The 24,491-nt window shown below is 63.2% G+C and carries 19 protein-coding genes; 3 read left to right on the top strand and 16 right to left on the bottom strand.

Annotated features, from left to right (window positions below; genetic code table 11):
• Nucleotides 1–33: 33 nt before the first annotated feature.
• Nucleotides 34–2,919 carry an HD domain-containing phosphohydrolase gene (locus AC3FLX_RS02545; RefSeq protein WP_488693551.1) on the bottom strand — a complete coding sequence of 962 codons (2,886 nt, stop codon included), beginning with the start codon at nucleotides 2,917–2,919 and terminating at the stop codon, nucleotides 34–36.
• Between the two features lie 63 nt (nucleotides 2,920–2,982).
• Entirely contained in the window at nucleotides 2,983–3,906 is a 924-nt protein-coding gene (locus tag AC3FLX_RS02540) for a LysR family transcriptional regulator (protein ID WP_488693549.1), read from the bottom strand.
• A gap of 112 nt (nucleotides 3,907–4,018) precedes the next feature.
• Here AC3FLX_RS02540 and AC3FLX_RS02535 point away from each other — a divergent pair, with 112 nt between their 5' ends.
• Together AC3FLX_RS02535 and AC3FLX_RS02530 are read left to right on the top strand one after the other, a co-directional pair.
• Complete coding sequence (locus AC3FLX_RS02535) at nucleotides 4,019–4,759, top strand: SDR family oxidoreductase (protein ID WP_488693548.1); 741 nt, start codon at nucleotides 4,019–4,021, stop codon at nucleotides 4,757–4,759.
• 277 nt (nucleotides 4,760–5,036) lie between these two features.
• Nucleotides 5,037–7,139 carry a TonB-dependent siderophore receptor gene (locus AC3FLX_RS02530; RefSeq protein WP_488693546.1) on the top strand — a complete coding sequence of 701 codons (2,103 nt, stop codon included), beginning with the start codon at nucleotides 5,037–5,039 and terminating at the stop codon, nucleotides 7,137–7,139.
• A gap of 120 nt (nucleotides 7,140–7,259) precedes the next feature.
• Here AC3FLX_RS02530 and AC3FLX_RS02525 read toward each other — a convergent pair whose 3' ends face one another.
• From AC3FLX_RS02525 to AC3FLX_RS02510, 4 genes are all read right to left on the bottom strand, one after another.
• Nucleotides 7,260–9,443 (bottom strand): xanthine dehydrogenase family protein molybdopterin-binding subunit, encoded by a 2,184-nt coding sequence (locus AC3FLX_RS02525; RefSeq protein ID WP_488693545.1) that lies wholly within the window; start codon nucleotides 9,441–9,443, stop codon nucleotides 7,260–7,262.
• The gene (locus tag AC3FLX_RS02520) at nucleotides 9,427–9,867 is read right to left on the bottom strand and encodes a (2Fe-2S)-binding protein (protein WP_333682193.1); all 441 of its coding nucleotides are present in this window, start codon (nucleotides 9,865–9,867) and stop codon (nucleotides 9,427–9,429) included. The genes AC3FLX_RS02525 and AC3FLX_RS02520 overlap by 17 nt, the downstream gene beginning before the upstream one ends.
• Before the next feature lie 117 nt (nucleotides 9,868–9,984).
• Nucleotides 9,985–10,914: a tripartite tricarboxylate transporter substrate binding protein gene (locus AC3FLX_RS02515; RefSeq protein WP_488693713.1), complete on the bottom strand. Its 930-nt coding sequence runs from the start codon at nucleotides 10,912–10,914 to the stop codon at nucleotides 9,985–9,987.
• Nucleotides 10,915–11,063: 149 nt separating this feature from the next.
• Nucleotides 11,064–11,885, bottom strand: coding sequence for an IclR family transcriptional regulator (locus tag AC3FLX_RS02510; RefSeq protein WP_488693543.1), 822 nt, complete (start codon nucleotides 11,883–11,885; stop codon nucleotides 11,064–11,066).
• Nucleotides 11,886–12,215: 330 nt separating this feature from the next.
• On the opposite strand from AC3FLX_RS02510, the gene AC3FLX_RS02505 reads away from it, so the two are divergent.
• Nucleotides 12,216–12,737: a MarR family winged helix-turn-helix transcriptional regulator gene (locus AC3FLX_RS02505; protein WP_333682197.1), complete on the top strand. Its 522-nt coding sequence runs from the start codon at nucleotides 12,216–12,218 to the stop codon at nucleotides 12,735–12,737.
• A gap of 64 nt (nucleotides 12,738–12,801) precedes the next feature.
• On the opposite strand, the gene AC3FLX_RS02500 is transcribed toward AC3FLX_RS02505, so the two are convergent.
• The 10 genes from AC3FLX_RS02500 to AC3FLX_RS02455 all read right to left on the bottom strand — a co-directional run bounded on the left by AC3FLX_RS02500 (nucleotide 12,802) and on the right by AC3FLX_RS02455 (nucleotide 24,480).
• Nucleotides 12,802–13,359 (bottom strand): hypothetical protein, encoded by a 558-nt coding sequence (locus AC3FLX_RS02500; protein WP_488693541.1) that lies wholly within the window; start codon nucleotides 13,357–13,359, stop codon nucleotides 12,802–12,804.
• Between the two features lie 224 nt (nucleotides 13,360–13,583).
• Complete coding sequence (gene prfH, locus AC3FLX_RS02495) at nucleotides 13,584–14,201, bottom strand: peptide chain release factor H (RefSeq protein ID WP_488693539.1); 618 nt, start codon at nucleotides 14,199–14,201, stop codon at nucleotides 13,584–13,586.
• The gene (locus tag AC3FLX_RS02490) at nucleotides 14,201–15,343 is read right to left on the bottom strand and encodes an RNA ligase RtcB family protein (RefSeq protein ID WP_488693538.1); all 1,143 of its coding nucleotides are present in this window, start codon (nucleotides 15,341–15,343) and stop codon (nucleotides 14,201–14,203) included. The genes prfH and AC3FLX_RS02490 overlap by 1 nt, the downstream gene beginning before the upstream one ends.
• Nucleotides 15,344–15,690: 347 nt before the next feature.
• A complete protein-coding gene (locus AC3FLX_RS02485; RefSeq protein ID WP_488693536.1) occupies nucleotides 15,691–16,680 on the bottom strand; it encodes a hypothetical protein in 990 nt (329 codons plus the stop codon).
• A gap of 217 nt (nucleotides 16,681–16,897) precedes the next feature.
• Nucleotides 16,898–18,487, bottom strand: a complete 1,590-nt coding sequence (locus AC3FLX_RS02480; RefSeq protein ID WP_488693535.1) for a M20/M25/M40 family metallo-hydrolase — start codon at nucleotides 18,485–18,487, stop codon at nucleotides 16,898–16,900.
• Nucleotides 18,488–18,607: 120 nt separating this feature from the next.
• Entirely contained in the window at nucleotides 18,608–20,068 is a 1,461-nt protein-coding gene (locus AC3FLX_RS02475; RefSeq protein ID WP_488693711.1) for an MFS transporter, read from the bottom strand.
• Nucleotides 20,069–20,199: 131 nt separating this feature from the next.
• Complete coding sequence (locus tag AC3FLX_RS02470) at nucleotides 20,200–21,156, bottom strand: PDR/VanB family oxidoreductase (RefSeq protein ID WP_488693534.1); 957 nt, start codon at nucleotides 21,154–21,156, stop codon at nucleotides 20,200–20,202.
• Between the two features lie 29 nt (nucleotides 21,157–21,185).
• Complete coding sequence (locus AC3FLX_RS02465; RefSeq protein ID WP_488693533.1) at nucleotides 21,186–22,151, bottom strand: VOC family protein; 966 nt, start codon at nucleotides 22,149–22,151, stop codon at nucleotides 21,186–21,188.
• A 31-nt stretch (nucleotides 22,152–22,182) separates the two neighbouring features.
• Nucleotides 22,183–23,658 carry an aldehyde dehydrogenase gene (locus AC3FLX_RS02460; RefSeq protein ID WP_488693531.1) on the bottom strand — a complete coding sequence of 492 codons (1,476 nt, stop codon included), beginning with the start codon at nucleotides 23,656–23,658 and terminating at the stop codon, nucleotides 22,183–22,185.
• 15 nt (nucleotides 23,659–23,673) lie between these two features.
• Nucleotides 23,674–24,480 (bottom strand): aspartate dehydrogenase, encoded by an 807-nt coding sequence (locus AC3FLX_RS02455; RefSeq protein ID WP_488693529.1) that lies wholly within the window; start codon nucleotides 24,478–24,480, stop codon nucleotides 23,674–23,676.
• Nucleotides 24,481–24,491 lie beyond the last annotated feature (11 nt).

Genomic DNA, 24,491 nt, shown 5'->3' with positions numbered 1-24,491 from the left:
TTTCCGAAGCATAGTCCACGCGAAGCCATCGTGTCAGGCGTGATCGATCAGCGCGGGGTCCATATAGCGTTCCGCATAGGTCCGGTGGATGCCTGAGGCGATGAACAGATCGAACAGTTCGGCGTCGATATGCTGCTGGTCACGCAGCCGGCTCATGATGCCGATCGCTTCCGAGAGGGTCTTGGCCTTTTTGTAGGGGCGATCGGCCGCCGTCAGCGCCTCGAAGATGTCGGCAATACCCATCATCCGCGCCAACGGACTCATCTCCGCGCGGGTCAGGCCGCGCGGGTAGCCGGTACCGTCCATCTTCTCGTGATGACCACCCGCGATCTCCGGCACATCGCGCAGGTGCTTGGGGAACGGCAAGCGCGACAGCATGATCTGGGTCTGCACGATGTGATCCTCGATCTTGAACCGTTCTTCCTCGGTCAGCGTGCCGCGCGCCACGGTCAGGTTATGCAGCTCGCCGCGATCATAGAGATGACGCGGCATCCTGAGCCGGAATCCCCACGGGTTGTCGTCGGCGATGCGGTCGCGCTCGCGCCGTTCGATGATGTGCTCGGGACGGTCGGCAAGCAACGGCTCCAGCACGGGCAGCGATGGGGCGGGCGCCCCGCGCCTGCGCATCAGTTCTTCATGCGAGATGCCCAGGCGGTCATCGAGCGTGCGTCGCCAGGTTCGTGCACCGATCTCGCGCAGGCGCGCCTGGTCCCCGGCATCCATCTGCTCGCCGCCCACATTGCACGACGCCACGAACGCGAAATCCTCGTCGAGCTGGCGCAGCGCCGCATCGCACCGCGCCGCTGCCGCCTGGGCATCCTCGCCATTGGCCACGGCTTCGAGGCGGGCGATTTCCGCGTCGCGCTTCAGCACCTCGAAGCGCATGCGAACTTCGTGAATCCGATCGTAGAGCGTTTCGAGCTTGGTGGCCTTGTCGATGACGTAGTCCGGCGTGGTGACCTTGCCGCAATCGTGCAACCAGGCCGCCACGTGCAGGGCTTCCCATTGCGCGTCGCTGAGCTGGAAGTGCCGGTATGGGCCATCCGTCGCGTCGCAGGCAGCCTTCGCCAGCATCTTCGTCAGTTCCGGCACGCGCGCGCAGTGGCTGCCCGTGTGCGGGCTTTTTGCGTCGATCGCGCCGGCCAGCAGGCGAATGAATGCATCGAACAGGTCGCGCTGCGCGGTGGTGAGTTCACCCACTTCGATCGCCCCCGCCGACAGGCTGGCCATCGTACTGACGAATGCCAGTTGTTCCGCTTCCATCGGCGTGTCCCGCAGGACCAGCACCACCCCCAGCAACGCTTGCTGACGGTTGATCAGCGGGATGACCGCCGCGTGCACCGGCCCCGCGCCGGCCACGACATCGAGCCGGGCGGCCACGATATCGCTGGCAGTCAGATGCCCGGCTCGGGCCGCGCCCTCGCGTATTGCGGTGCGGGCCAGTGGCAAGGCGTCGTCCTTGAGAACCTCGCTCATCCGCGCGGTCACGTCGGCCCCGCTACGGTCGAAGCCCACCACCGGTTGCAGGCCTTCAGCGTTTGCCGTCAGGTACAGCGCGCCCGACTGGCCGCCCGCGGCGCTCAGCGTTTCGCGCAGCAGCAACGGAAGAAGATGATCGATACGATGCTCGGCCGATACGGCCCGCATCACATGCAGCATGCGCTGGATGGTGGCGCGCATTTCCTCCATCGTCGTCGCCAGCGAACTGACTTCGTCGATGCGCGAACGTACCGATACGGGACGAACGAAATCAAACTGCCGCACCGCGTCGGCCTCGATCGCCAGCGACTGCAGCGGACGGGACACACTGCGCGCCACCAGCCAGATGACCGGCAACGCCAGCAGCAGCACCAGCGCCGTCACACCCATCCCCAGCGCCGCTTGCCGCCGCGCGTTGTGCAGCAGCTCCGTCTGCGGAATGGCCGAAACCAGCACCAGCGAATCGGTGGCATCAGGGTTCAGCCGGTCGACCGAGGTGTACCAGTCTTCACCATCGATGTGTTGCAGGCTCGCGTTCGATGAGCTGGCTGGCGGATGTCCCGGCGCCACCACGCCCGCGGCCAGATGCGTCAGCACGCCGAGACCATAGTCCTGCGGGTTGCCGAGCGGACGGACGTTCACGGTATCGGGCGCCGAGGCGGAATCCGGCGCCTGGCGGTTGATCGCCACGAGGTTGCCTTTCGGGTCCAGCAATGCCAGAACTGCGCGCGGCGTCAGTGTCTCGTGGTTCAGAAGCTGGCCCAGCGCATCGAGGCGGAAGTCACCGCCCACCACTGCACGGCGCGTTGGGATGGGTATGGCCAGCGTGGCGCCGGATTCGCGGTCCGAATAGAACATGTAGGGATCGGTTCGCACCAGGCCGCCAGCGGACATTGCCGCGCCATACCAGGGACGTTTGCGCGGGTCGAAGCGCGCGGCAAGATCGGGCGCCATCGCGTCGCCGATGACACGCAGATCCGCGTCGAGGTAGTAGTAGCGGCCGCGCGCCGTACCCTTGTCGTGGTCCACGCTCTGCACCAGATAGGCCGTGCCGAGCGGCGCCTTGAACATGGCGCGCTCGGCGTCGTTCCGCAACGGGCGCACAAAGAAGAAGCTGCCGTCGTTGTATCCGATATACAGGGACTGGAGCACCTGGGACGTATCGAGGGCATCGCGCACCAGTGCCACGCGCGCCATGCGCTGCGCCACCGTGGTGGCATCGGCCAGCGAGCTATGGCTGACGAGCCTGACCGCCATCTGGGCGGGAATCATCAGGTTTTCGACTTCCTCAAGGGTCTCGCGGGTAATGCGCTGCGTGGTGTCCGTCACCGAGCGCTCCAGCGTGGCCTTGGTCATCACGTAGTTGATGCCGCAGATCAGTGCCCCCACCAGCAGCAGCAGCGATGCGAACCAGAGCCAGACGAGGAGATGGAGCGGCATGCTCCTCCGCACTGCTGTTGCCATATAGCTCTCCCGATATGGGGTGCTTCGTGGAATGACAGTTCAGCGTCCGTCGAACCTTCTTGCCAGCCCCTTGGCCTGAAATGCATCGACGATGAAGTCGATGAACACGCGGGTCTTGGGCGGCAACAGCTTGCGGTTGGGATAGTAAAGCGCGATCGGACCGTTGTCAGCACACCAACCCGGCAGCAGGCGGACCAGCGCGCCGCTTTCCAGCCACGGCGCGGCATGGGGCATCGGCAACATGGCCACGCCCAGTCCCTGCATGGCCGCGTGGGCCATCGCCTCCGGATCGTCGAAGACCAGCCGCGTGCGCGGTTCGGCCAGCGCTTCTTCGCCAATCTGATTGCGCAGGCTGTAGAGCCGCACGCGGCCCGTGGAAGCCGAGCGCCGCACGATGCCATCGAGCGTCGACAGGTCCGACGGGTGCCTCGGCAACGGCCGGTCCTTCAGGTAGGCCGGGGCCGCGGTGGCCACGACGTAGGTATGCGCGAGTTCGCGCGCGATAAGACCTTCGGTGAGTTCGATGCCACCGCCAATCGCCACATCGAAACCGCCAGCGATGAGATCTACCGCGCGGTTATCGAAATGCCAGTCGGGAACGATGGCCGGATATTTCTCCAGGAACTCGCCCAGCAGCGGCACCAGATACTCGCGGCCGAACGCCACACCGAGGCTGACCTTGAGCACGCCGGCGGGCTTGCCATCGTCCTGCGCGGCGCTGGCGAAGGCATCGCGCAGCGTCGAGAACGGGTCGGACACCTGCCGGTAGAACTGCTCGCCGCCCAGCGTCAGCGTGAGCTTGCGCGTGCTGCGCTGAAACAACCGCAGGCCAAGATGATCTTCCAGGCGGGCCACGTTCTTGCTGACGGCGGCCGGTGTCAGGCCAAGCCGCCGGGCCGCAGCCGAAAAGCTGCCCGTTTCGGCACTCTGGATAAACGATTCAAGCAGGTTCAGGGCTTCCATAGCGCAGAAGCTTATACCAGCGGTTGAAAAAGTTGATCCGTATTTACGACTACCGGTAGGGGAGTCCGCCGACCATACTCCGTTCACATACCCCTCACACAGGAGCTGAACCATGACTTCCCTCTCGAACAAGATCGCTTTTGTCACCGGTGGCGCGCGCGGTATCGGCGCGGCCATTGTCCGCCGCCTGGCCCGCGATGGCGCTACCGTGGCGTTCACCTATCAAAGCTCCGGCGCAGCCGCGCGGGAACTGGTGGCATCGATCGAAGCCGCCGGCGGCCGCGCCAAGGCCTATCCCGCCGATGCCGCCGACGCCGCCGCATTGACCCGCGCCATCAACGATGCCGCGATCGACTTCGGACGTATCGACATCCTCGTGAACAACGCGGGCGTGCTGTATCTGGGTCCGGTGGATGCGTTTGCGCTGGAAGACTTCGACAAGACCTTTGCCGTCAACGTCCGGGGCGTCTTTGTTGCAAGCAAGGCAGCGCTCTCGCACATGGGTGAAGGCGGCCGGATCATCAACATCGGCAGCACCAATGCAGACCGCATGCCGTTCGCCGGCGGCGCGGCCTATGCGATGAGCAAGTCCGCGTTGAAGGGGCTGGTGCAAGGCATGTCGCGCGACCTGGGACCGAAGGGCATCACGGTCAACAACGTGCAACCCGGCCCGGTGAATACCGACATGAATCCGGAAAACTCCGACTTTGCCGCGTCGCTGCACAATCTGATGGCTCTGCCGCGCCACGCGCATCCCGACGAGATTGCGAGCCTGGTCGCATATCTTGCCGGCCCGGAATCCAGCTTCGTCACGGGCGCCAGTCTCAATGTGGATGGCGGCTTCGCGGCGTAACCGGAAGCACAGGCAACGCATCGCGGGATGGCGGGCCAGGTGGCCCGCCATTCTGCATGGAAAGCCTTCTTGGGCGTCACTGCGCAACCTGAACCGTGCTTCGGAACACTCCGAACCTCGTTGTGTTCTGCTTGCCGAAGGCTTGTATCAATAGGGAGACATACGAACAGGTTTTTCTGTAAATACGAATCATTCTTATCTATAATCCGGCGCTCTCGTCTCTTTTTGGGCGCTTCAGGTCTTTTTCGCCGCACGTTGCGGCCTCGCCGGATTACGCATGACGTCTCTTCGCTGCCTCCTCACCCCCGCCGCCCTCGCCTGCCTCTCCCTGTTTGCCACCACCGTACGCGCCGATGACGGCGCGCCCGTGCTGCCCACGGTCACGGTCAGTGCCGGCACCGATGCCGCCGCCGATATCGGCTTTGCCACGCGCCGCGCCGCTGGCGTGACCAAATCAAATGAATCCGCCGCGGAGAGCGCGCAATCGATCACGGTCATTACGCGCGATCTGATGGATAGCCAGCAGTCGCAAACCCTGAGCGATGTGCTGTGGAATTCGGCAGGCGTGTCCGCCAACACCTATGGCCGGCGCGGTTGGGACGATTTCATCATTCGCGGTCAGCGGGCATCGGAATCGGTCTTCGCTGATGCACTGCTCGTCGACAGCAACAATCGCGTGGCCCAGGAGATGTATGGCGCCGAGCGGGTGGAAGTACTGAAGGGACCGGCGTCGATCCTGTTCGGCCAGGTACAGCCGGGCGGCCTCGTCAATATCGTCAGCAAGCGGCCGCGTCCCGAACTGTTCGGCGAACTCGGCCTCACAGTGGGCAACTATGGCCTGCGCCAGATGACAGTGGATGTGGGAACGCCGCTCAAGCCAGACAGTAAGGCTGCCTTCCGGCTGACCGCGCTGGCGATGAACAGCGACGACGCCACTGACTACGTATGGTTCCGCAACCGCTATATCGCCCCATCGTTGACACTTGATTTCGGCGAGCGCACCGACTTCACGATCCTGGTCAGCCATAACGAGCGCCAGTACGTGCGCCAGCAGGGCCTGCCGGTCAACGGCACGCTCACGCCGAACATCAATGGCGTGGTGCCGAATTCGCGCTTCATCGGAGAACCCGGCGCGCAGCCGTACGATGGCGAGCAGAACCGCGTTGGCTACGCGCTGACGCACCGCTTCGACTCGGGCTGGACGGTCAACCAGAACCTGCGCTATCAGACATCGTCGCTGACCGGCACGCTCGTGACGGCCGGCACGATGGCCGTGAACAGCCAGATCATGAACCGGAGCGGTACGCAGCAGAACTTCTCCGGCGATTCGTTCGGCGTCGACACTAACGCCCAGAAGACGTTCGCATTCACCGGCCACCAGCACAGCCTGACGTTCGGCATCGACTATCGCCACACCAACGAAGACCGCCTCCAGAAAACCTGCCGCGTGGCCGCGCTGAACGTCTATAACCCGGTCTATGGCGCCGCTGTCAATTGCCCGGCGAACTTCAACATGGACAGTACCGACTCGCTGAACGCCCTCGGCCTGTACGTCCGGGATCAGATCCGTATTGCGGAGCGCTGGATGGTGACAGGCGGCTTGCGTTACGAAACCGCCCGTTCGGCCAGCACGAATCGCCTGGCCGGCACGCGCACCGACAACGACGACAAGGCGGTCACGGGCAGCGCCGCCGTGATGTATGACCTGACGCACTGGGCGCGTCCCTATGTCAGCTATTCGACGTCGTTCCTGCCGAACGTCGGCACCGACGTGAACAACAACACGTTCAAACCCGAGAAAGGGCGCCAGGTGGAGGTGGGTGTGAAGTTCGACATGCCCAACAAGAGCGGCCTGCTGACCCTGGCGGCTTTCGATCTGACGCGCAACAACGTGCTGACGTCGGACCCCATCAACACCGGCTTCAGCGTGGCCGTTGGCGAGCAGCGTTCGCGCGGATTCGAGGCCGAGCTGACGCAGGACCTTGGCAACGGCCTGAGCATTACCGGCGCCTACGCCTATATCGATAGCGAAGTGACCGAAGACACCGTGGCTGCCAACGTGGGCAAGCCGCTCAACGCCGTGCCACGCCACAGCTTCTCGCTCTGGACGCAGTACCGCTTCCGTGGCGCGCTGGCGGGCTGGTGGGCCGGCGTTGGCGCGCGCGGGGAAAGCGCCAAGCGCGGCTACAGCTTCAGCTACACGGTGCCCGGCTATGCCGTGGCCGATCTGGGCTTTGGCTATACGGCCAGCCATTGGCGCGCCGCGTTCAACGTCAAGAACGTGTTCGACAAGGCGTACTACGCCGGCGGACTCAACAACAACGTGCTGCCGGTAGGAAATCCGCGCGTAGCGATGCTGAATGTGGTGGTGAACTACTGAGTATCGACTGAGTATCGAGGCTCAGGTCGGAGGCCACGAACGACGCCCTCGGCAAGACAGGCGGCCAGGCGCCCCGCTCCCTGCTGCGGAAGCGGGGTGCTTTAAGGCTCTGGCGTACCCCTACGCCTCCAGCTTCATCGGCATGGACCGCCGACGCGCCTTCGTGGCCTGATACAGCGCGTGCGCCACGGCGGGTGCCACCGGCCCCAGGGAAACTTCACCGCATCCTTGTGGCGGGCGATCACTGTCGACGATCACAACCTCGATCTTCGGCATCTCGGAAAGCTGCAGCAGCGGATAGTCGTGGAAGTTGCTCTGCTGGACCACGCCCGCCTTGAACGTGACTTCGCTCTTGAGCGTGTTGGTCAGCGCAAAGCCAATACCGCCTTCGATATTGGCGCGGATCAGGTTCGGGTTGATCGACCTGCCGCACTCCACCGCGCACACCACCCGCTTTACGCTGAAGGTCTTGCCTTCCCGCACGAGTTCGAGCGCCATCGCCACATAGGTCTGGAACGCTTCGCCACGGCCCGTATAGAGATTGAACGTAAAGCCGCGCGTAACGCCTGAGGCCGGCTTGCGATCCCAGTTGGCTGCCCTGGCCGCCGCGTCGAGCGTACGAATTGCGAGCGGGCTGTGCGCCAGCAACGCGCGGCGATAGCGGTACGGGTCCATGCCGGCCGCATCGGCCATCTCGTTGACAAAGCTCTCCAGCATGAAGATGCTCGACGTGGAGCCCACGCTGCGCATGAAGCTGACCGGAATCGGCTGCTTCACGTCGATCATGTCGACTTTCAGGTTCGGCACGCGATATACGCAGTCGTAGATCGCCTCAAGCATCGTCTCATCCCAGCCACCGTTGCTGGCCATGCGCTCGGCCTTGATCACGCCATAGAGCGACTGGCCGGTCAGGCGCGCATGCATGGCGCGCGGGAGGCCCTTTTCGTCCAGCACAGCGCGGAAGCGGCCCGACACGCCGGGGCGGTAGAAGCCATGCCGGATGTCATCCTCGCGCGAGCGGATCACCTTGACCGGCTTGCCTATCGCCGCCGACGCACGCGCGGCATGCACCACGAAATCCGGCAGGAACTTGCGTCCGAAGCTGCCGCCCAGGAACGTGGTGTGAACGATGATCGTCTCCGGCTTGCGCTGATAGAGCTTGGCCAGCGCATTGCGCACGAAGTCCTGCCCCTGGATCGGCCCCCACACCTCGATGGCATCGTCCCGCACATGCACGGTCGCGTTCACCGATTCCATCGTCGCGTGCACGATATAGGGCGTGTGATAGTCCGCTTCCACAACCTTGCCGCCCGCAGCCAGTACGCCATCGGGGTCACCCAGGCGCGTAGCCACCACCGCTTGCGGCGCACCGAGCGCAGCCTGGCGCGCGGCCAGGATGTTGTCGCTATCGAGGTTCTTCGCCGCACCGGGATCGATGTCGAGTTCCAATGCGTCGGCGCCCTTCTTTGCCAGCCAGTAGCTCGTGGCCACCACAATCGCGGCGTCGGGCGCCTGCACCACGGCCTGAACGCCAGGCATGGCCTTCACGGCATCGGCATTGCGGATGCCGGTTACCTTGCCCGTGACGGTGGGCGGCATCTTCAACGCGCCATAGAGCATGCCCGGCACGCGCACATCGATACCGAACTCGGCCGAGCCGTCGACCTTGGCCGGCGTATCGAGCCGTTGCAGATCCTTGCCGATCAGCTTGTGCGCGGCTTCGTTCTTGAGACGCGGCGCAGGATTCAGCGGCAGTTTCGCGGCGTCCTCGGCAAGCTCGCCATAGCCCAGCGAGCGACCGGTACCCCCGTGATACACGCGGCCCTTGTCCGTATAGCACTGGCCGGGACGCACCTGCAGCCGCTTTGCCGCGGCCAGCGTCAGCACCTCGCGCGCCTGCGCCCCGGCGATGCGCAGGCGCTGGTAGAACAGCGTGGCCGACATCGACGCACCCACGAACTGCTGCGGTTCCTCATAGGCCGCGCCCGTGCGATAGGCATCGCGCCCGGTCACAAAGGTCACCGTGATGTTCTGCCAGTCTGCGTCAAGCTCGTCAGCCAGGATTTGCGGCATGCCCGTATAGACGCCCTGGCCGCATTCGCACTGCGACAGTCCGAGCGTGATCTTGCCGTTCGGCTCGATCCAGATCCAGTCGGTAATCTCATGCGTGCCATGCGGGCCGCTGTCGACGGTGCGGCTGGCCAGCACCGGCAATGGAATGCAGAGCGCACCGGCCAGCGCCGCACCACCTTTGAGGAACCCGCGACGCGACGGACTCGTCAGCGCTTCACTTTGCTGCGGCATGGACGGCCTCCCGGATGCGATGGTAAGTGGCGCAGCGGCACAGGTTGCTGACCGCGGCATCGATGTCCTTGTCGGTGGGGTGCGGGTTCTGCTTGAGCAGCGCACTGACCGCCATCACCATGCCTGACTGGCAATAGCCGCACTGCGGAACGTCCTTGGCGATCCACGCCTTTTGCACTGCTGAAGATCGATTTGGCGACAATCCTTCGATCGTCGTCACGTTGCGGCCTGCCACTGTGGAGACCGGCGTCACACAGGACCGCTGCGCATTGCCGTCGACATGCACGGTGCACGCCCCGCAGGCGCCGATACCACAGCCGTACTTGGTGCCGGTCAGGCCGGCGTCGTCTCGAATCACCCACAGCAACGGCGTATCGCCGTCGCCGTCGAAGCGGGTCGCTTTTCCGTTCAACACAAAGTCCATGATTGCCTCGCTGGTGCAGGAGAATGACGGCCGCACGCCGCCCTGCACGGCGCAGGGTGCGGCCAGATACGACTCGGGATAGTGTTCGGGAAGGGATGCGCCTTGCCGGCGCGGGGCTTATTCCGCCGTGATGTGGTACGTGCGGATCAACGTGGCCCACGCCGCGGTTTCATCGCGAATGCGTGCGGCCAGTGCTTCGGGGGTGCTCGCCACGGGTTCCAGTCCCTGGCGCTGCAAGTCGCCGCGCACCGCTGGCGTGGTGAACAGCGCGTGAATATCGGCAGACAGTGCGTCGGCCATCGGCTTCGGCGTAGCGGACGGCACCAGCAGCGCGTACCAGGAACTGACGTCGATGCCTGGCATGCCCTGCTCACCCAGCGACGGTACATTCGGTGCGGCCGGCGACCGCGTGGACTGCGTGACGGCGATCGCACGCAAGGCGCCGGACTGTACAAACGGTGCCAGCGTCGGCCAGGTTCCGAACAACACCGGTACCTGACCACCCACCACATCGTTCACGGCCTGCGTGGTGCCCTTGTACGGAACATGCAGCATGGCAACACCAGCCTTGTGGCGGAACAGCTCGCCCGCCAGGTGCAGGCCACTGCCGACGCCGGGGCTTGCGTAGCCCATCGGCGTCTTGCTCTGGTCGGCCTGCTTTGCCAGCGCCACCAGCTCGGCAACATTGCGCGCCTTCACCAACGGATGTACCGCAAGGACGTTCGGGGAACTGGCCAGTAACGACACCGGCCTGAAATCGCGCGCGACGTTGTAGGACAGCGCGGGAAACAGCGTCGGATTGATCGTCAGGTTGCCAGCCGGCACCACCAGCCATGTGCATCCGTCACCGGCGGCACGGCGTACCGCATCGATGCCGATATTGCCGTTGGCGCCCGGCTTGTTATCGACCACGATGGTCGTACCCTTGCGCTGCTGCAAGCCTTGCGACACGGTGCGTGCCAGTTGATCGGCGGCTCCGCCGGCCGGAAACGGCACGACGATACGCACGGTCTGGCAAGGCTCCGCCGCCCTGGCCGTGGCGCTCATGGCCAGACCGGCCGCGCCGGCGATGGCCGCCACGATGACGAGCCATCGCGGCTTGCGTCGCCGAATGACGAGGGCGCAGTCAGTAGCACTGGTTTGGGGGCGACGGTCCTGCATATTTCTCTTCCTGCCAGTTTGGGGGCGCGGCTAACTCATCCGCCAGCCACCCTGCCGCTCAGGTCTGGCCGGTAATCCAGCAGGCGCGACAATTCCGCCGCTGCCTCACGTACTTTTTCCACCATCGGATCGAGCAATGCCGGATCGATCCGTGCTGCCGGTATCGTGGCGCCGAGTGCCGCCACCACACGTGTGGTGCGGTCGCGCACCGGCGCGGCAATCGTCGAAATGCTCGCTTCGAAGAAACCTTCGTGCAGCACGTACCCGCGATGACGATCACGCTGCACCATTTCGTACAGCTCTTCCACCGTGCGCGGCGTGCTTTCCGAAAACACTTCGAGACGCGGCTCCGGGTACAACTCGCGCAGTTCGTTCAGCGTCAAATCTTCCAGCAGCACCCGGCCCAGCACCGTGGCATGCGCGGGCAGGCGCGTACCAACGTTGACCGTGCTCGTGAACGGCCGCGCCGCCACCGACTTGGCGACATACACGATCGACCGCCCGTCACGCACGACGAGATTGCACGGGTAGTGAATCTCGTCCCGCAGGCGGTCCAGCAGCGGCCGCCCCAACTCAGTCAGTTCCAGTGAAGCCAGGTAATCGAATCCGAGCCTCAGCACCGCCATGCCAAGCCGGAATTCCCGGCCACCATCGGTGCGCTCCACAAATCCCATCATTTCCAGCGTGGCGAGCAGCCGGAACACCGTCGAGCGCGGCACCTGCAGCCGCCTCGCCAGTTCCGCCGCCGACAACGTGCGGTCCTTGCTGCTGAATTCGCCCAGCAGCCGCAGTCCCCGCTCGAGGCCCGGCACGATGTACTTGTCCTGCGTCTCCTCTGCGGGAGTGTCCTTGTTCATGGTCTCTTTCTGCCTAACGTTCGGTTTGCCAGTGGATAGCAACGGATCGATATACCATGCTCCACATCACCGATGCGCGCATGGCACATCAATGCATCCGGAAACAGTAGCAGATGTGTTTTATATATGAAACCTAGATTCACATCAGGAACGAGTTCAATGTAGGTTGGCTTTGTTGATCCATCAACTTAAGCAAAACACCAATTGACACCGCAGCGCACTAAGCAAATCACACGCACGCCAGCACAAAGTTGCGAACAACAAGCGGTGTGAGACAATCGCAGGCGGTTTCCAGCCGAATTTCCGGCATTCCTCCTTAGCGCCCCGTTCATGTCCAGCACCACCCAGCACACTCCGGCTACGTCCGAAGGCAGCGATCCCTGGTCGACTCTCGACGAAGCCGGCACCGGCCTCACCGTCAACGACTTCCTGACCACGATGCTGAGTCAGCTGGTCACGGCGCTCCGCAATAGCGTGACCGAACCCTATGCATCGCAGTTCGATCTGACGGTACCGGAATGGCGCATCCTGGCCCTGCTGGCTCACGGCGAATCGATGTCGTTTGCCGAACTGGTCAAGCAATCGACGTCGGACAAGGCGCTTGTCAGTCGCACCCTGCGTCTGCTCGAAGACAGGGGCCTTGTCACGCTGGAGTCGGAAGGCACAACGCCACGCAAACGACTGGCCTGCAAGATCAGCGACACCGGCGCCGCACTGCACGCCCAGGTCATTCCGCTAGCCCGACGTGGCCAGGCATCGGTCATCCGGTTGCTGACGCCGGAGGAGCGCCAAGGACTCTATACGGGATTGCGCAAGCTGCATGGCATCTGCACAGGCGCCGGAAAAGAGTGACTGGCCAGCGCCGGTACGGCCTTCGATGCCATCTTGTCCCGGCGTGACCGCACCGCGTTGAATCTCACTTGCGCCGTGGCAGGTACTCAAGCACACGGTCAAGCTTGGCATCCATTCCCTTAAGCTTGGAATCCGCTTCCTTAAGGTGGGCACCCATTCCATCAAGCCTGGAGTCCACTCCGCCTAACCTTGAATCGATTCCATCCAGCCTGGAATCCATTCCGTCAAGTCTGGCGTCCATCCGCTCCAGCTTGAAATCGATTCGCTCAAGCCGTACCTCGACCTTGGTCAACCGCTCGTCGGTCCGCCCTGCGTGTGCCTCCTGACGCTCCAACCGCCCGCCCATAGCGACGAGTTGATTGTTGTGCCGCCTGTCCATCTCTTCGAAACGGATATCCATACGCTTGTCCATTTCGTCGATGGCCCGCATCACCGCACCAAGTTTTTCAGTGGTTGATGTGTTGATCGTAGCCATGACGAAGAGGACAAACGTCACGCCAGCGCCGACCATACCCAGCACCGTCAGCCATTCCAGGCCGCCACGATGCCACGGGCGCGACGCGCGCTCGGCTGCCCCATCCGCGCAATCTCCCGCCATTGAAACGATTCCCGTTGCCGCCATGCCAGCCCTCCCCTGATTGATTGCCCTGATTGATTGCCTGCGCGTTAGCGGTAACCCCACCGCACGGAAGCAAGATAGCGCGACGCTGCCGGCGCGGGAATCGTAATCGTCTCATCGCTCCAAAATTCAGAATCGTCTCAAAGCGGTCATCGCTTGCTATTGATAAGACGCCGTCGCAGGCAAAACCTGGACGGCGCCATGTGGCGACATCAAAGCCGCTCAGATCAACGGACTAGCTCAAACGCGTCGCCACGAAACACCTTGACCGGATTTCCGCGCTGCACGGCGCAATGCTGATCGCGCCGATCTCGACGCTGACGCGCCACGTCTTCTTCGGCCCGTTGCCGCAGTTTCCAGGACAGCAACGCACGTGCAAGGTTGCGATTGGCGTGCTGGCTTCGCTCACTTTCCACGCGCACCGAGACGCCAGTAGCAATATGCGTTGCGCGGATGGCCGAGCTGGTCTTGTTCACATGCTGACCGCCCGGTCCTCTCGCCCGCATCGCCTCGAAGCGAATTTCGCCATCCGTCATCGTGTCCACGGCCTCGCACCGCTCCACGCCGATGAACCAGTTCTTGCGCCGATGACCCTGCCGGTACGGACTCTCGCAAATCCATTGCACGGTGCCAATCCAGCTTCTGGCGAGAACATCGGCAGCGTCGCCGCGCAACTCCAGCAAGACAGATCGCAGCGTGCCGCCGCGCTCCCCGTCCTCCTGTTCGAGCAACTCGACGGTAACGGCGTGGTTACCGGCCTCGTTCTCAAGGCGCCTCAGCGCCTTGCTGACTGCCAGCTGGCATTCCACCGGCCCCTGCGCCGAAGATATTTGCAACATAATCATCAGCAGCAGCCTCCCGCCGTCTTGTAAGTGAGCACTGGCGCAAGCCGCGCCAATCGTCGGATCACGCCAGCAGCTTCCAGCGCCTTCACAACGCTTTCGACTGGCTTGTACGCTTGCGGTGCCTCCTCGTACAGCAGCTCGCGGTCCTCGCAGATCACGCGATTGCCAAGCGGCGTGCGCGCCAGGTCCGCAAGTGAGAAACGATGTGCGAGGCGACTCTTGCAATCGCCGCGCGCCCATTTTCGACCGGCACCGTGAGCCAGTGAATGCAGTGTCGCCGACGATAACTCCGGGACGGGCTGCACCAGATAGCTGTAGTCACCGCGCGAACCCGGAATCACCACCGCCCCCAGATCGGTCGGCGTAGCACCCTTGCGATGCAACCAGCCTGACAGTCCATCAACCAACGCCTCGCACAGCAGGTTATGGTTGACGTCCAGCAGGCACCGCCCATCGCCGCGTAGGCGAGCAAGCATGCGTTGCGCAATCAGTTGGCGATTAGCCACGGCGAACTTCAGCGCCTCGGCATGGCGCTCCAAGTAGGAACGGCACTCCGGGCTGTCGACTTGCAGTCCGTTGTGGCCATGCGTGCGTACGTGCGATTCAAGAATCGACTGACCGAATCCACGCGAACCGCTATGTACCAATAGCTGCAGCCGAGCCGCGTCGAGTCCCATGTCACGGACCGCATCAGGCGCGAATACTTCATCTATACGCTGCAGTTCCGCAAAGTGGTTGCCAGAGCCGATAGTCCCAAGCGCCGATGCAAAGGCATGGTCCTGCAACCCGAAGTCCACAATCAGCGAATGCCAACTTTCGTCGAGCGGCCCGTCGATTGATCCGAGGTGTTTCGCCATCTTTGACGCACTATTGCGTTGCACGTCGAGGTTGGTTTGCCACAGACTCATGCCACAGCCGATATCACCGCCGATCAGGGCCGGATACAGCCAGTCTTGAGAGAAGAACACCGCGCCGACCGGATAGCCACGGCCCGGATGCAGATCAGGCATACCGGCCACGCGCAACATGCCAGGCAGCGTCGCAGTTTGTTTCAGTTGTTGGATCGCTTCGCCTTCGATCCAGGTTTCGGCGGACGCGCACAAGATGACGCCATCCGCCAGCGTTTGAAGGGGATTGCCCATGAGTATTTCCGTTCAGAAGAATGAAGAACGGCGGGCAGAAGTTCGGACACAACGCAAATGCGCTGCTCGAAACAGAAGAACCGGGATACCTTCAGTCGGAAATAGTCAAATTGACCATCTGCCACGATGGCAGAACACTGAAGAATGCGATAGACGCGATGAACCCGAACTACGACCCGCGGCGGGAGAAGCGCAGTTGTGCAGTCATGTTGTCATCTCCTTTTGGCGGTGGGTTGGTGGGAGTGGCGACTCTACCACGGCGTACATGATCACGGAACACATCGCCGCCGCAGGCTGTGGCGTTATGACGACGCACAGCCTTGCGTAGGCAAGCATGTCCCGGTGATTCAAGCGCGCGTTGCCACAAGCTCCAACACCAGATCGAGTTTGTTGTTGAGCGCCGCGGCAACGGTGTCGATCTTCTTGTCGAGCGCTGCGGCAACGGTATCGATTTTCTTGTCGAGCGTCGCGGCAACGGTATCGATCTTCTTGTCGAGCGTCGCGGCAACCGTATCGATCTTCTTGTCGAGCGCCCCGGCAACGGTATCGATCTTCTTGTCGAGGGCATCGATCCTCTTGTCAAGCGCAGCAACGGCTGTATCGATTTTCTTGTCGAGCACTGAGACAGAGGCATCGATCTTACTGTCGAGCGTCACAACTGCGGTGTCGATCTTTTTGTCGAGCGTCGCAACGGCAGTATCGACCTTCTTGTCGAGCGCCGCGACTGAGGTCTCGATCTTCTTGTCGAGCATCGCGACTGAGTCCTCGACCTTCTTGTCGAGCACTGCGACTGAGTTCTCGACCTTCTTGTTGAGCTCCGCGACTGAGGCCTCGGCCCTCTTTTCGAGCGCCGCGACCGAGACTTCCACCTTCTTGTTGAGCTCCGCGACTGAGGCCTCGCCCCTCTTTTCGAGCGCCGCAACTGAGTCCTCGACCTTCTTTTTGAGCTCCGCGACTGAGGCCTCGCCCCTCTTTTCGAGCGCCGCGACTGAGTCCTCGACCTTCTTTTTGAGCTCCGCGACTGAGGCCTCGCACCTCTTTTCGAGCGCCGCAACCGAGGCGTCCACCTTCTTGTCGACCGCCGCAACCGAAGTGTCGAGCTTTTCGTCGATTGAGTTGAGCTTTTCGTGGACACCTTCGAGCTTCACCTCGACTCGCCCCAACCGCTCCTCTGTCTTTTCACAACGGACTTCCAGCCGGTCCACGCGGCTGCTCAACAATTGAACCGTCTCGACTACCGGCCCCAGCTTTTCGTTCATCTGGGAATTGAAATAGTAGGCCAGCGAGAAGGCACAGCCGATGCCTCCGCCCGCAAGACCCAGCACCATTGGTTCCATAAGACCCCCTTCTTAAGTTTTGTCATCGCTGTCATGCAGGCGCCAGCGAGACTGGGCACCTGCATGCATTGCCAAAACCATAAGAGAAGCCACATGAAAAAGGAATCGCATTCATCTCAAGAAACTGAAAATCAGAGTCGTCTCAAGTCTCACGCGGGGCCATGCGAGCGGCAGCGAACAGGCGGCATCTTGCAGCACGCCTGACACCGAAACAGTCCTACTTGAACGGCGTCTGCAGAATCCCCATCACCGTACGAATGCCATCACGATAGTTGCCCAGCCGCATGTTCTCGTCAAAGCTGTGCTGGTTGTTGTCGGCGTTGACCAGCGGCACGATGACGAACGGGGATTTCAGCGCCTGCACCGCGGCCCCCGTCGGCACCGTGCCACCCATCATGCGGATCTGCACGGGCGGCTTGCCATAGGTGTCCTGCATCACGCCCTGCAGCCACTTGCTGACCGGGGCATCCAGATCGGTCCGGGCTGCCGAGCTGGATGCCGATACCTCGCCGGCCGTCAGCGCAGCCAGCTTCGGATAGCGTGCCCGCTCTTCCGCCGTCGGTTCGCCGTTCACCAGGTGATAGCCCTGCTTCTCGATGTGCTTGCGCAGCAGCGCCACCAGAGTTTCCGGCGGTGTTTCGGGAACCGTACGCAGGTCGATGTCCGCTATCGCAACCTCCGGAATGATGGTGCGCGCCTTCGGCCCGACGTCGCCCGCCACAATACCGCGCACGTTCAGGCTCGGGTACTGCATCGCTTCCTGATAGTTCGCACCCACCTTCTCCGTGCTGGCAATGCCAAGTCGCCGCTTCAGCGCCGCCTCATCGTCCGGCACGGCCGCCATGATCTTCTTGGCCTTGCTATCGATCTTCACTGGCGTGTAGTAGCCCGGAATCGTCACCCGACCGTTCTCGTCCTTCATCGACGCCAGCAGACTGGCCATGCGCTGCACCGGATTGGCCGAGTAGTTTCCATAGTGCCCGCTATGCAGACCCTGCGTTGCGCCGAAGACTTTCAACTGCACGAGCTGGATGCCGCGATTGCCAAATACCAGCGTGGGCTGGTTGCTCTGATGCATCGGGCCATCGAAGATCACCATGCCATCGTTGCGCAGCAATTCAAGGTTCTGACCGATGACCTGTCCCAGCGACGGCGATCCCTTTTCCTCTTCCGAATCGAGCAGCACCTTGACGTTGACCCCTGGCTCGACGCCAGCGGCCTTGAGTGCATCGATCGCGGCCAGCATCATGACGATCGGCCCTTTGTCGTCTGATGAGGAGCGCGCGAAAAGGCGCCACTCCGGGTCTACCGGGCCGGCGTAGAGCTTATCCGGCGGCAACGGCTCCCATTTTCCATCCGATGTGCGCGCCTTGAGCGTGGCCTCCCAGGGACTCTTCTGCGCCCACTGAGACGGCGTCACCGACTGCCCGTCCAGGTGCATGTAGAACAGCACGGTCTTGCGCGGGGCCGTAGCCGTCGCGCCGGGCGGCGAATATTCGGCGTAGACCATTGGCTTGTCGCCATTCGAGAGCGCGCGCGCCTGAAATCCGCGCCGCGAGAATGCCTTGACGAGGTAGTCCACATTCTTCTGGATATCGGCCGGCACCGTCGCGTCGTTTGGAATCGCCAGCAACTCCACCCACTCCTTGTAGCTGGCCGCCGCGGCTCGATCGGCGGCCTGCGCCAGCTGGTCACGGTCGAGTGTGGCGGCACTGGCAGCGCCGTGGCTTGCCAGCGCAATCGCCGCGACCGAAGCAACCAGGGTCAGTTTGCCGGCGACGGCGTGGATGGTGGATGGGGTGCGCATGTCTTCCTCTCTCCTCGTGATTTGACAGCACGCATTATGGCCGCATACAGCCGTAACAAAAAAGCCCTGCGCACCGGGAAAGCCGGTGGCAGGGCCAATGGCGACGACAGGATACGCCGCTCAGATTTCGAGTTCTTCCAGCACCTGCCCCTTGGTCTCGATGCCGAGGAAGTACACCGTGGCGGCCGCCAGCAGCGGCACCACCGCCAGCCCGTAAAACGCCACGCTCAGGTTGCCCGACCCAATCGTGGACGCGATGATGCCCGGCGCAAAGATCGCCGACACCTTGAGCCAGGCACCCCCAAGCCCGCAGCCCATCGCGCGGATGCTCGTCGGATACAGCTCCGGCGTGTAGACATAGGCAGTAATGAACCCGCAAGCCAGGAAGCCCATTGCCAGCGCACAGAAGGTGGCCACGACGTAGACCGTCGATGCGTGGAACACGCCAGCCAGGACCAGCGATACCGCGCACAACACGAACGACACGTTGATCACGGGCTTGCGGCCGACCTTGTCCACCACCATCGCACAAACGAGCGAGCCCACCACGCCAAGCACTGAGGCACCGGCCGCCAGGTTCAACGCCAGTTGCAACGGCGCGTGATAGACGGTCTTGTAAACAGTCGGCAGCCAGGTCGACAAACCATATTGGATAAAGCCACAGGTGGCCCACAGCATCCAGACGGCGAGCGTGCGTCCCAGGTACGCCTTGCCAACAAGGTCGCGCACACGACGGCGCGGATGCTTGCCCATCGCGTCGAAGCGGGACGTGTCGCCCACCTGTGCAAGCGGTTGCTTTGCCCTGGCTTCGAACTGCCGCAGTGCGTCATCGGCTTCACTCATCCGGCCTTTCTCGGCCAGCCAGCGCGGCGATTCCGGAATCACGCGGCGCAGCACGAAGAACAGCACCAGCGGAACGCCGCCGAGGAAATACATCACCTCCCAGCCATAGCGCGGCACCAGCACAGCACCCATCGCATTCGATACCATCAAGCCAATCGGGAACACGATTTCATACAGCAGCACAAACCTGCCACGGCCGTGGGCGCGCGTCACCTCATTGATATAGGTCGCGGCCACCGGCAGTTCACCACCAAGGCCCAGCCCCTGCACGATACGCAGCATCAGGAATATCTCGAATGACGGTGCGAAGCCGCAGAACAGGCTCATCAGTCCGATGATGCCCGCGCTCCATCCGATCGAACGCAGACGCCCAAAGCGTTCGGCTAGCGCGGGAAACAGCAACGCACCCACCAGTTGGCCAACCGATGGCGCGGCGATCAGCAGGCCGATCTGCCCCGGTGTCAGCGACCATTTGGCAATCAGCAGCGGCAGCGTCGTGGCGATGGCGATCACGTCGAACCCATCGAAGAACGTCGCAAGGCCAATCAGCAGCCGCGCGCGCACATGCATCATGTTTCCTGGCATGCGTTCGATGCGCGCGACGATCTGGCCGCGTGTGACCTGATTGGCCGATTGGGAAGGGGTGTGCGCGGAGGTATCGCCCGAAGCCGCGCCGCCATAGGCAACTGCGGCGGCTTGCGTTCCTTGCGTCGAGGGCGCGGTGTCTTGTCTCTGAATCAACACGGGTATCTTTTCCGGAATCGTGTAGGGCAGTTACCCGCGTGGCCGCTTTGTCCCTGAAACATGCGGCTCTGCCATGATGGCGGGCAGTCTTGGTTGCCGCACCTGACCGGTGCGGCAGGCTTCGGTCAAAGATCCAGCACCAGGCGCTGACCCTTGCAACCCGATACGCAGACCATCATGGTCTTGTTCGACGCTCGCTCACTATTGCTGAGGACGCTATCCCGGTGATCGGGACAACCTTCGACCACGGCGGTTTCGCACGAACCGCATACGCCTTCGCGGCAGCTATATTCGACGTCGATGCCAGACTCCAGCAGCGCATCGAGCAGCGACTTCCCGGACGGCACGCGCACGTTCTTGCCGGAACGTTGCAGCTGAACGCTGTACTCGCCTTCCTGCACGGCCTCGGTAGCGGGGTCCGCGGCAAAGCGTTCGATATGGACGTTCGGGTATTCAAGCGCCTCGCATGCCGATTCAAATGCGTTCAGCATCGGGCCAGGGCCGCAGCAGTAAAAGTGCGTGGTTTTCTCCTGCCCAGCCAGCATCGCTTGCAGGTTCGGAGGCACGCCCGCCTCATCGTCGAAGTGAAAGCGCACCGCATCGCCATAGGCCGACAGTTGCTCCACAAACGCGGCCTCGGCGCGCGACCGCGCGCAGTACAGCAGCGTGAACGAACGGCCGCGCTCCGCCAGGCGGCGCGCCATGCAGACGATCGGCGTGACACCGATGCCACCGGCAACCAGCACGGTGTGCGCCGCATCCTCGTCCAGCGCAAAGTGATTGCGGGGTGCGGCCACTGTCAGCGTGGTGCCCACGCGCAGTTGCTCGTGCACGAAGCGCGATCCGCCGCGGCTATTGCGGTCGTTTAGCACGCCCACGGTATAGCGGTCGCGCAGTTCCGGCGCACCGCATAACGAATAGCTGCGCACCAGGCCGTTGGCCAGATGCAGATCGATATGCGCGCCGGGCGCAAATTCCGGCAGCTGCGCGCCTTCGGGGTCGCGCAGCTCGATGCTGACGACACCGCGTGCCTCGAAGCGCATGGCCTGCACACGCAGTGTCAACGATTGGCTCGTACTCATGACGGCTTCCTTCTCTTTACTTCAGATACTCAACGCTTTTCCGTCAGGAACTTGCCTTCCGGGCCACCAGCGTTCTTCTGCCGGCGGGTATTGCCGTCGATGCCGCCCTCGATCGCCCATTCGGCAAACATGGTCGGGCCAGGTTCGAATTCGCGCGGTTCCCAATGGGCATCGAGCTGGTCTTCGTCGGCGTAGTATTCGATCAGCCCGCCGGCCGGATTCTTGAAGTACCAGAAGTACGCGGACGAGATCGGATGACGGCCCGGACCCAGCTGCGTATCCCAGCCCTTGCGGGACATGTTCATGCCGCCGCCGAATACTTCGTGGATATCGCGCACCGTGAACGCCACGTGGTTGAGGCCGGCCTTGCCATGCGGCAACTGCAGCAGGAACAGGTCGTGGTGACCGCCTTCGGCCGTGCACCGCAGGAACGCGCCGCGATCGGGATAGTTGTCCGACTGGACGAAGCCGAATTTCTCGATATAGAAGCGCTCCGTGGCCTTCACGTCCTTCACGAAGAACACCACGTGACCCACTTCGATAGGGATGGCCCGTTCGTAGATCGGGCTGCGCTGGTTCATGCGCGGCTTGTCGTTCCACGTATTCATTACCGCGCAATCCACCTGCACGTCATGCTTGCGCGACACCTGGAAGCGCACGGCCAGGCCGTTCGGGTCGGTGCAGCCGATGCGCGCCCCGTTTTCAATCGACACGAACGTAGGTTCCTTGCCGATGCAGTCACGGATAGCGGCCAGCGATGCTTCGTTGTCGACGCCCCACACCACTTCACGCAGCGTCGGACCATCTTCGATGGCGGGCGGCAGCGCGGCATCGCCGGTCTTTCGCACCAGCACGCGGCATCCGTTCAGCGTTTCGAAATCCAGGCCGTTTGCGTCGTCGCGCCTGATGGTGAGTCCCCAGTCGCCGAAGAAGCCACGACACGCGTCGAAGTCGTCGGCACCGTAGACGATTTCATCAATTCCCAATACCTTCATTTCCAATCTCCGTCCTGCGCGCTGGATGACCTCAGTTGGCCCACGGCAGCGGTTGTTCGTTCAGGCCCCAGTACACGCTCTTCTGCTCCATGTACTGCAGGATGCCCAGTCGTCCCTTCTCGCGGCCCAGGCCGCTGTCGCGCCAGCCACCGAACGGCGCCGAGATCGAGAACTGCTTGTAGGTGTTGATCCAGACGTTGCCGGCTTGCACGGAACGTGCCACCCGCCATGCCCGCTTGTAGTCGCGCGTCCAGATGCCCGCCGCCAGCGCGTACACGCTGTCATTGGCCTGTTCGATCAGATCGTCCTCGTCGTCGAAAGGCATCGCCACCAGCACCGGACCGAAGATTTCCTCCTGGCAGATGCGGGCGTTGTTATCCAGACCCTCGATGATCGTCGGCGTATAGAAATAGCCGCTCGGCAGTCCCGCAACCTCAGGGCGGATGCCCCCGGTACGCAGTTGCCCGCCTTCCGCGACGCCCACGGCCACGTACGATTCGATGCTGTCGCGATGCCGGTCGGTAATCAGCGGCCCCATCTGAGTGCGCTCATCGGCCGGATCACCCACGCGCAGCTTTGCCGCACCGGCCGCGAGCCGGTCGATAAACGCCTCGTATTGCGAGCGCGCCACGAACAGACGCGAGCCCGCGATGCACGATTCTCCCGACGAGCTGAAGATGCCGTACAGCACGCCGTTCACCGCGTGATCCAGGTCGGCATCGTCGAACACGATGGTCGGCGACTTGCCGCCCAGTTCCAGCGACACCGGCATCATCTTGTCCGCCGCGATATGGGCGATGTGCTTGCCCGTGGTGGTGCCGCCCGTGAACGACACGCGACGCACCAGCGGATGCTTGGTGATGGCATCGCCAATGACGGACCCCTTGCCGGGCAGCACACTGATCAGGCCCTTCGGCACACCGGCTTCCTCACAGATGGCCGCGAGTTCCAGCGCCATCAGCGGCGTCACTTCCGCGGGCTTGACGATGACCGCGTTCCCTGCGGCCAGCGCCGGCGCCATCTTCTGCGCCTCGCTGGCAATCGGCGAGTTCCACGGCGTAATCGCCGCCACCACGCCCATTGGCTCGTAGACGCTCATCGTCAGACACTCGCCACGTTGCGGCGTGATCTGTTCTTCCAGCGTTTCCAGCGCGGCGGCAAAGAACTGGAACGTACTTGCAGCGCTGGCCACCAGTGCGCGCGTCTCACTGATCGGTTTGCCGTTGTCCAGGCGCTGGCGCTGGGCCAGCGCTTCGGACTTGGCGCGAATCAGCTCGACCACGCGATACAGCACGGCGGCCCGCTCGTGCGGCTTGCGCTGGGCCCAGCCGCTGGTGCGGAACGCATGGTGCGCGCCCTGGATGGCCGCCTCAACGTCGGCAAGACTGGCGGCGTTGAGTTCGGCCACCACTTCGCCGGTAGCGGGATAGCGCGTGCCATAGCGATCCCCGCCGCCAAGGCGCCATTCGCCTGCGATGAGGATGGGAAGGACTTGTTGCGTCGTCATTGGGTATTACTCGCTTCAGATCGACACCGCATGGGCGCGGTTGCCGAGTGCGCGCACCACGCTGAACACGGTCAGCGCGGACGTCTTGGGATTGGCGGCCAAAGGCTTGCCGCGCATGGTCAGCTCAAAGCCACCGAACGCGCCGCGTGCTTCCACGTGGTGCACGTTCTCGACGGCCGACGGATCGGCCAGCAGCTTGACCGACGTCCGGTCCAGACCGAGTCCGGCCAGCGACACCGTGGCAGCCACATTGGCGTTCTTCGGATAAAGCCGCGCCGCTTCACGCGCCGTGCCTTCGAAAATCACGGTCGGCTCGGTCAGCGCAGCCAGATCGAACAGCTTTTCGGCCGGGGTGCCAGTCCATGCACGCGCCGGCTTGCGGCCCGTGTAGATCACCTCGTCCAGCCCACCCACACGTGCGGCGGCCAGGGCGTCGATGGCGCCGATGGCACCGGACAGCAGCTGCACCTGGGTATTGCCGCGCCGTGCGGCGGCTTCCAGCCGCTCGGCCAGGCCGGGCTCGGACAACGCGCCAACCGATACGACCAGGCAAGGGATGCCGCGCTCCAGCGCTGGCACCACGTGCTCTTCGAGTGCCTGGTGACCCGCGCATTCGACCAGCAGGTCCGGACGGCGGTCGCCGTCTGCCAGCCGCGTTGCCACTCGCACATTGGGCGCCAGCGTCGACAGCGCGCCGCGCGCCTCGTCCATCGTGCCTTCCGGCACGATCACCACGTCGAACGCGACATCGGGATCGGACTTCAGCAACTCCAGCACGCCGCGGCCAATCGCACCGCAACCCACCATCGACACATGCAGCATGGACTTTTCTC

Source organism: Cupriavidus sp. 291-E7 (genome assembly GCF_057798835.1).
Note: the sequence above shows the minus strand (reverse complement) of the source record. Positions and strands in the feature narration are given on the sequence as shown.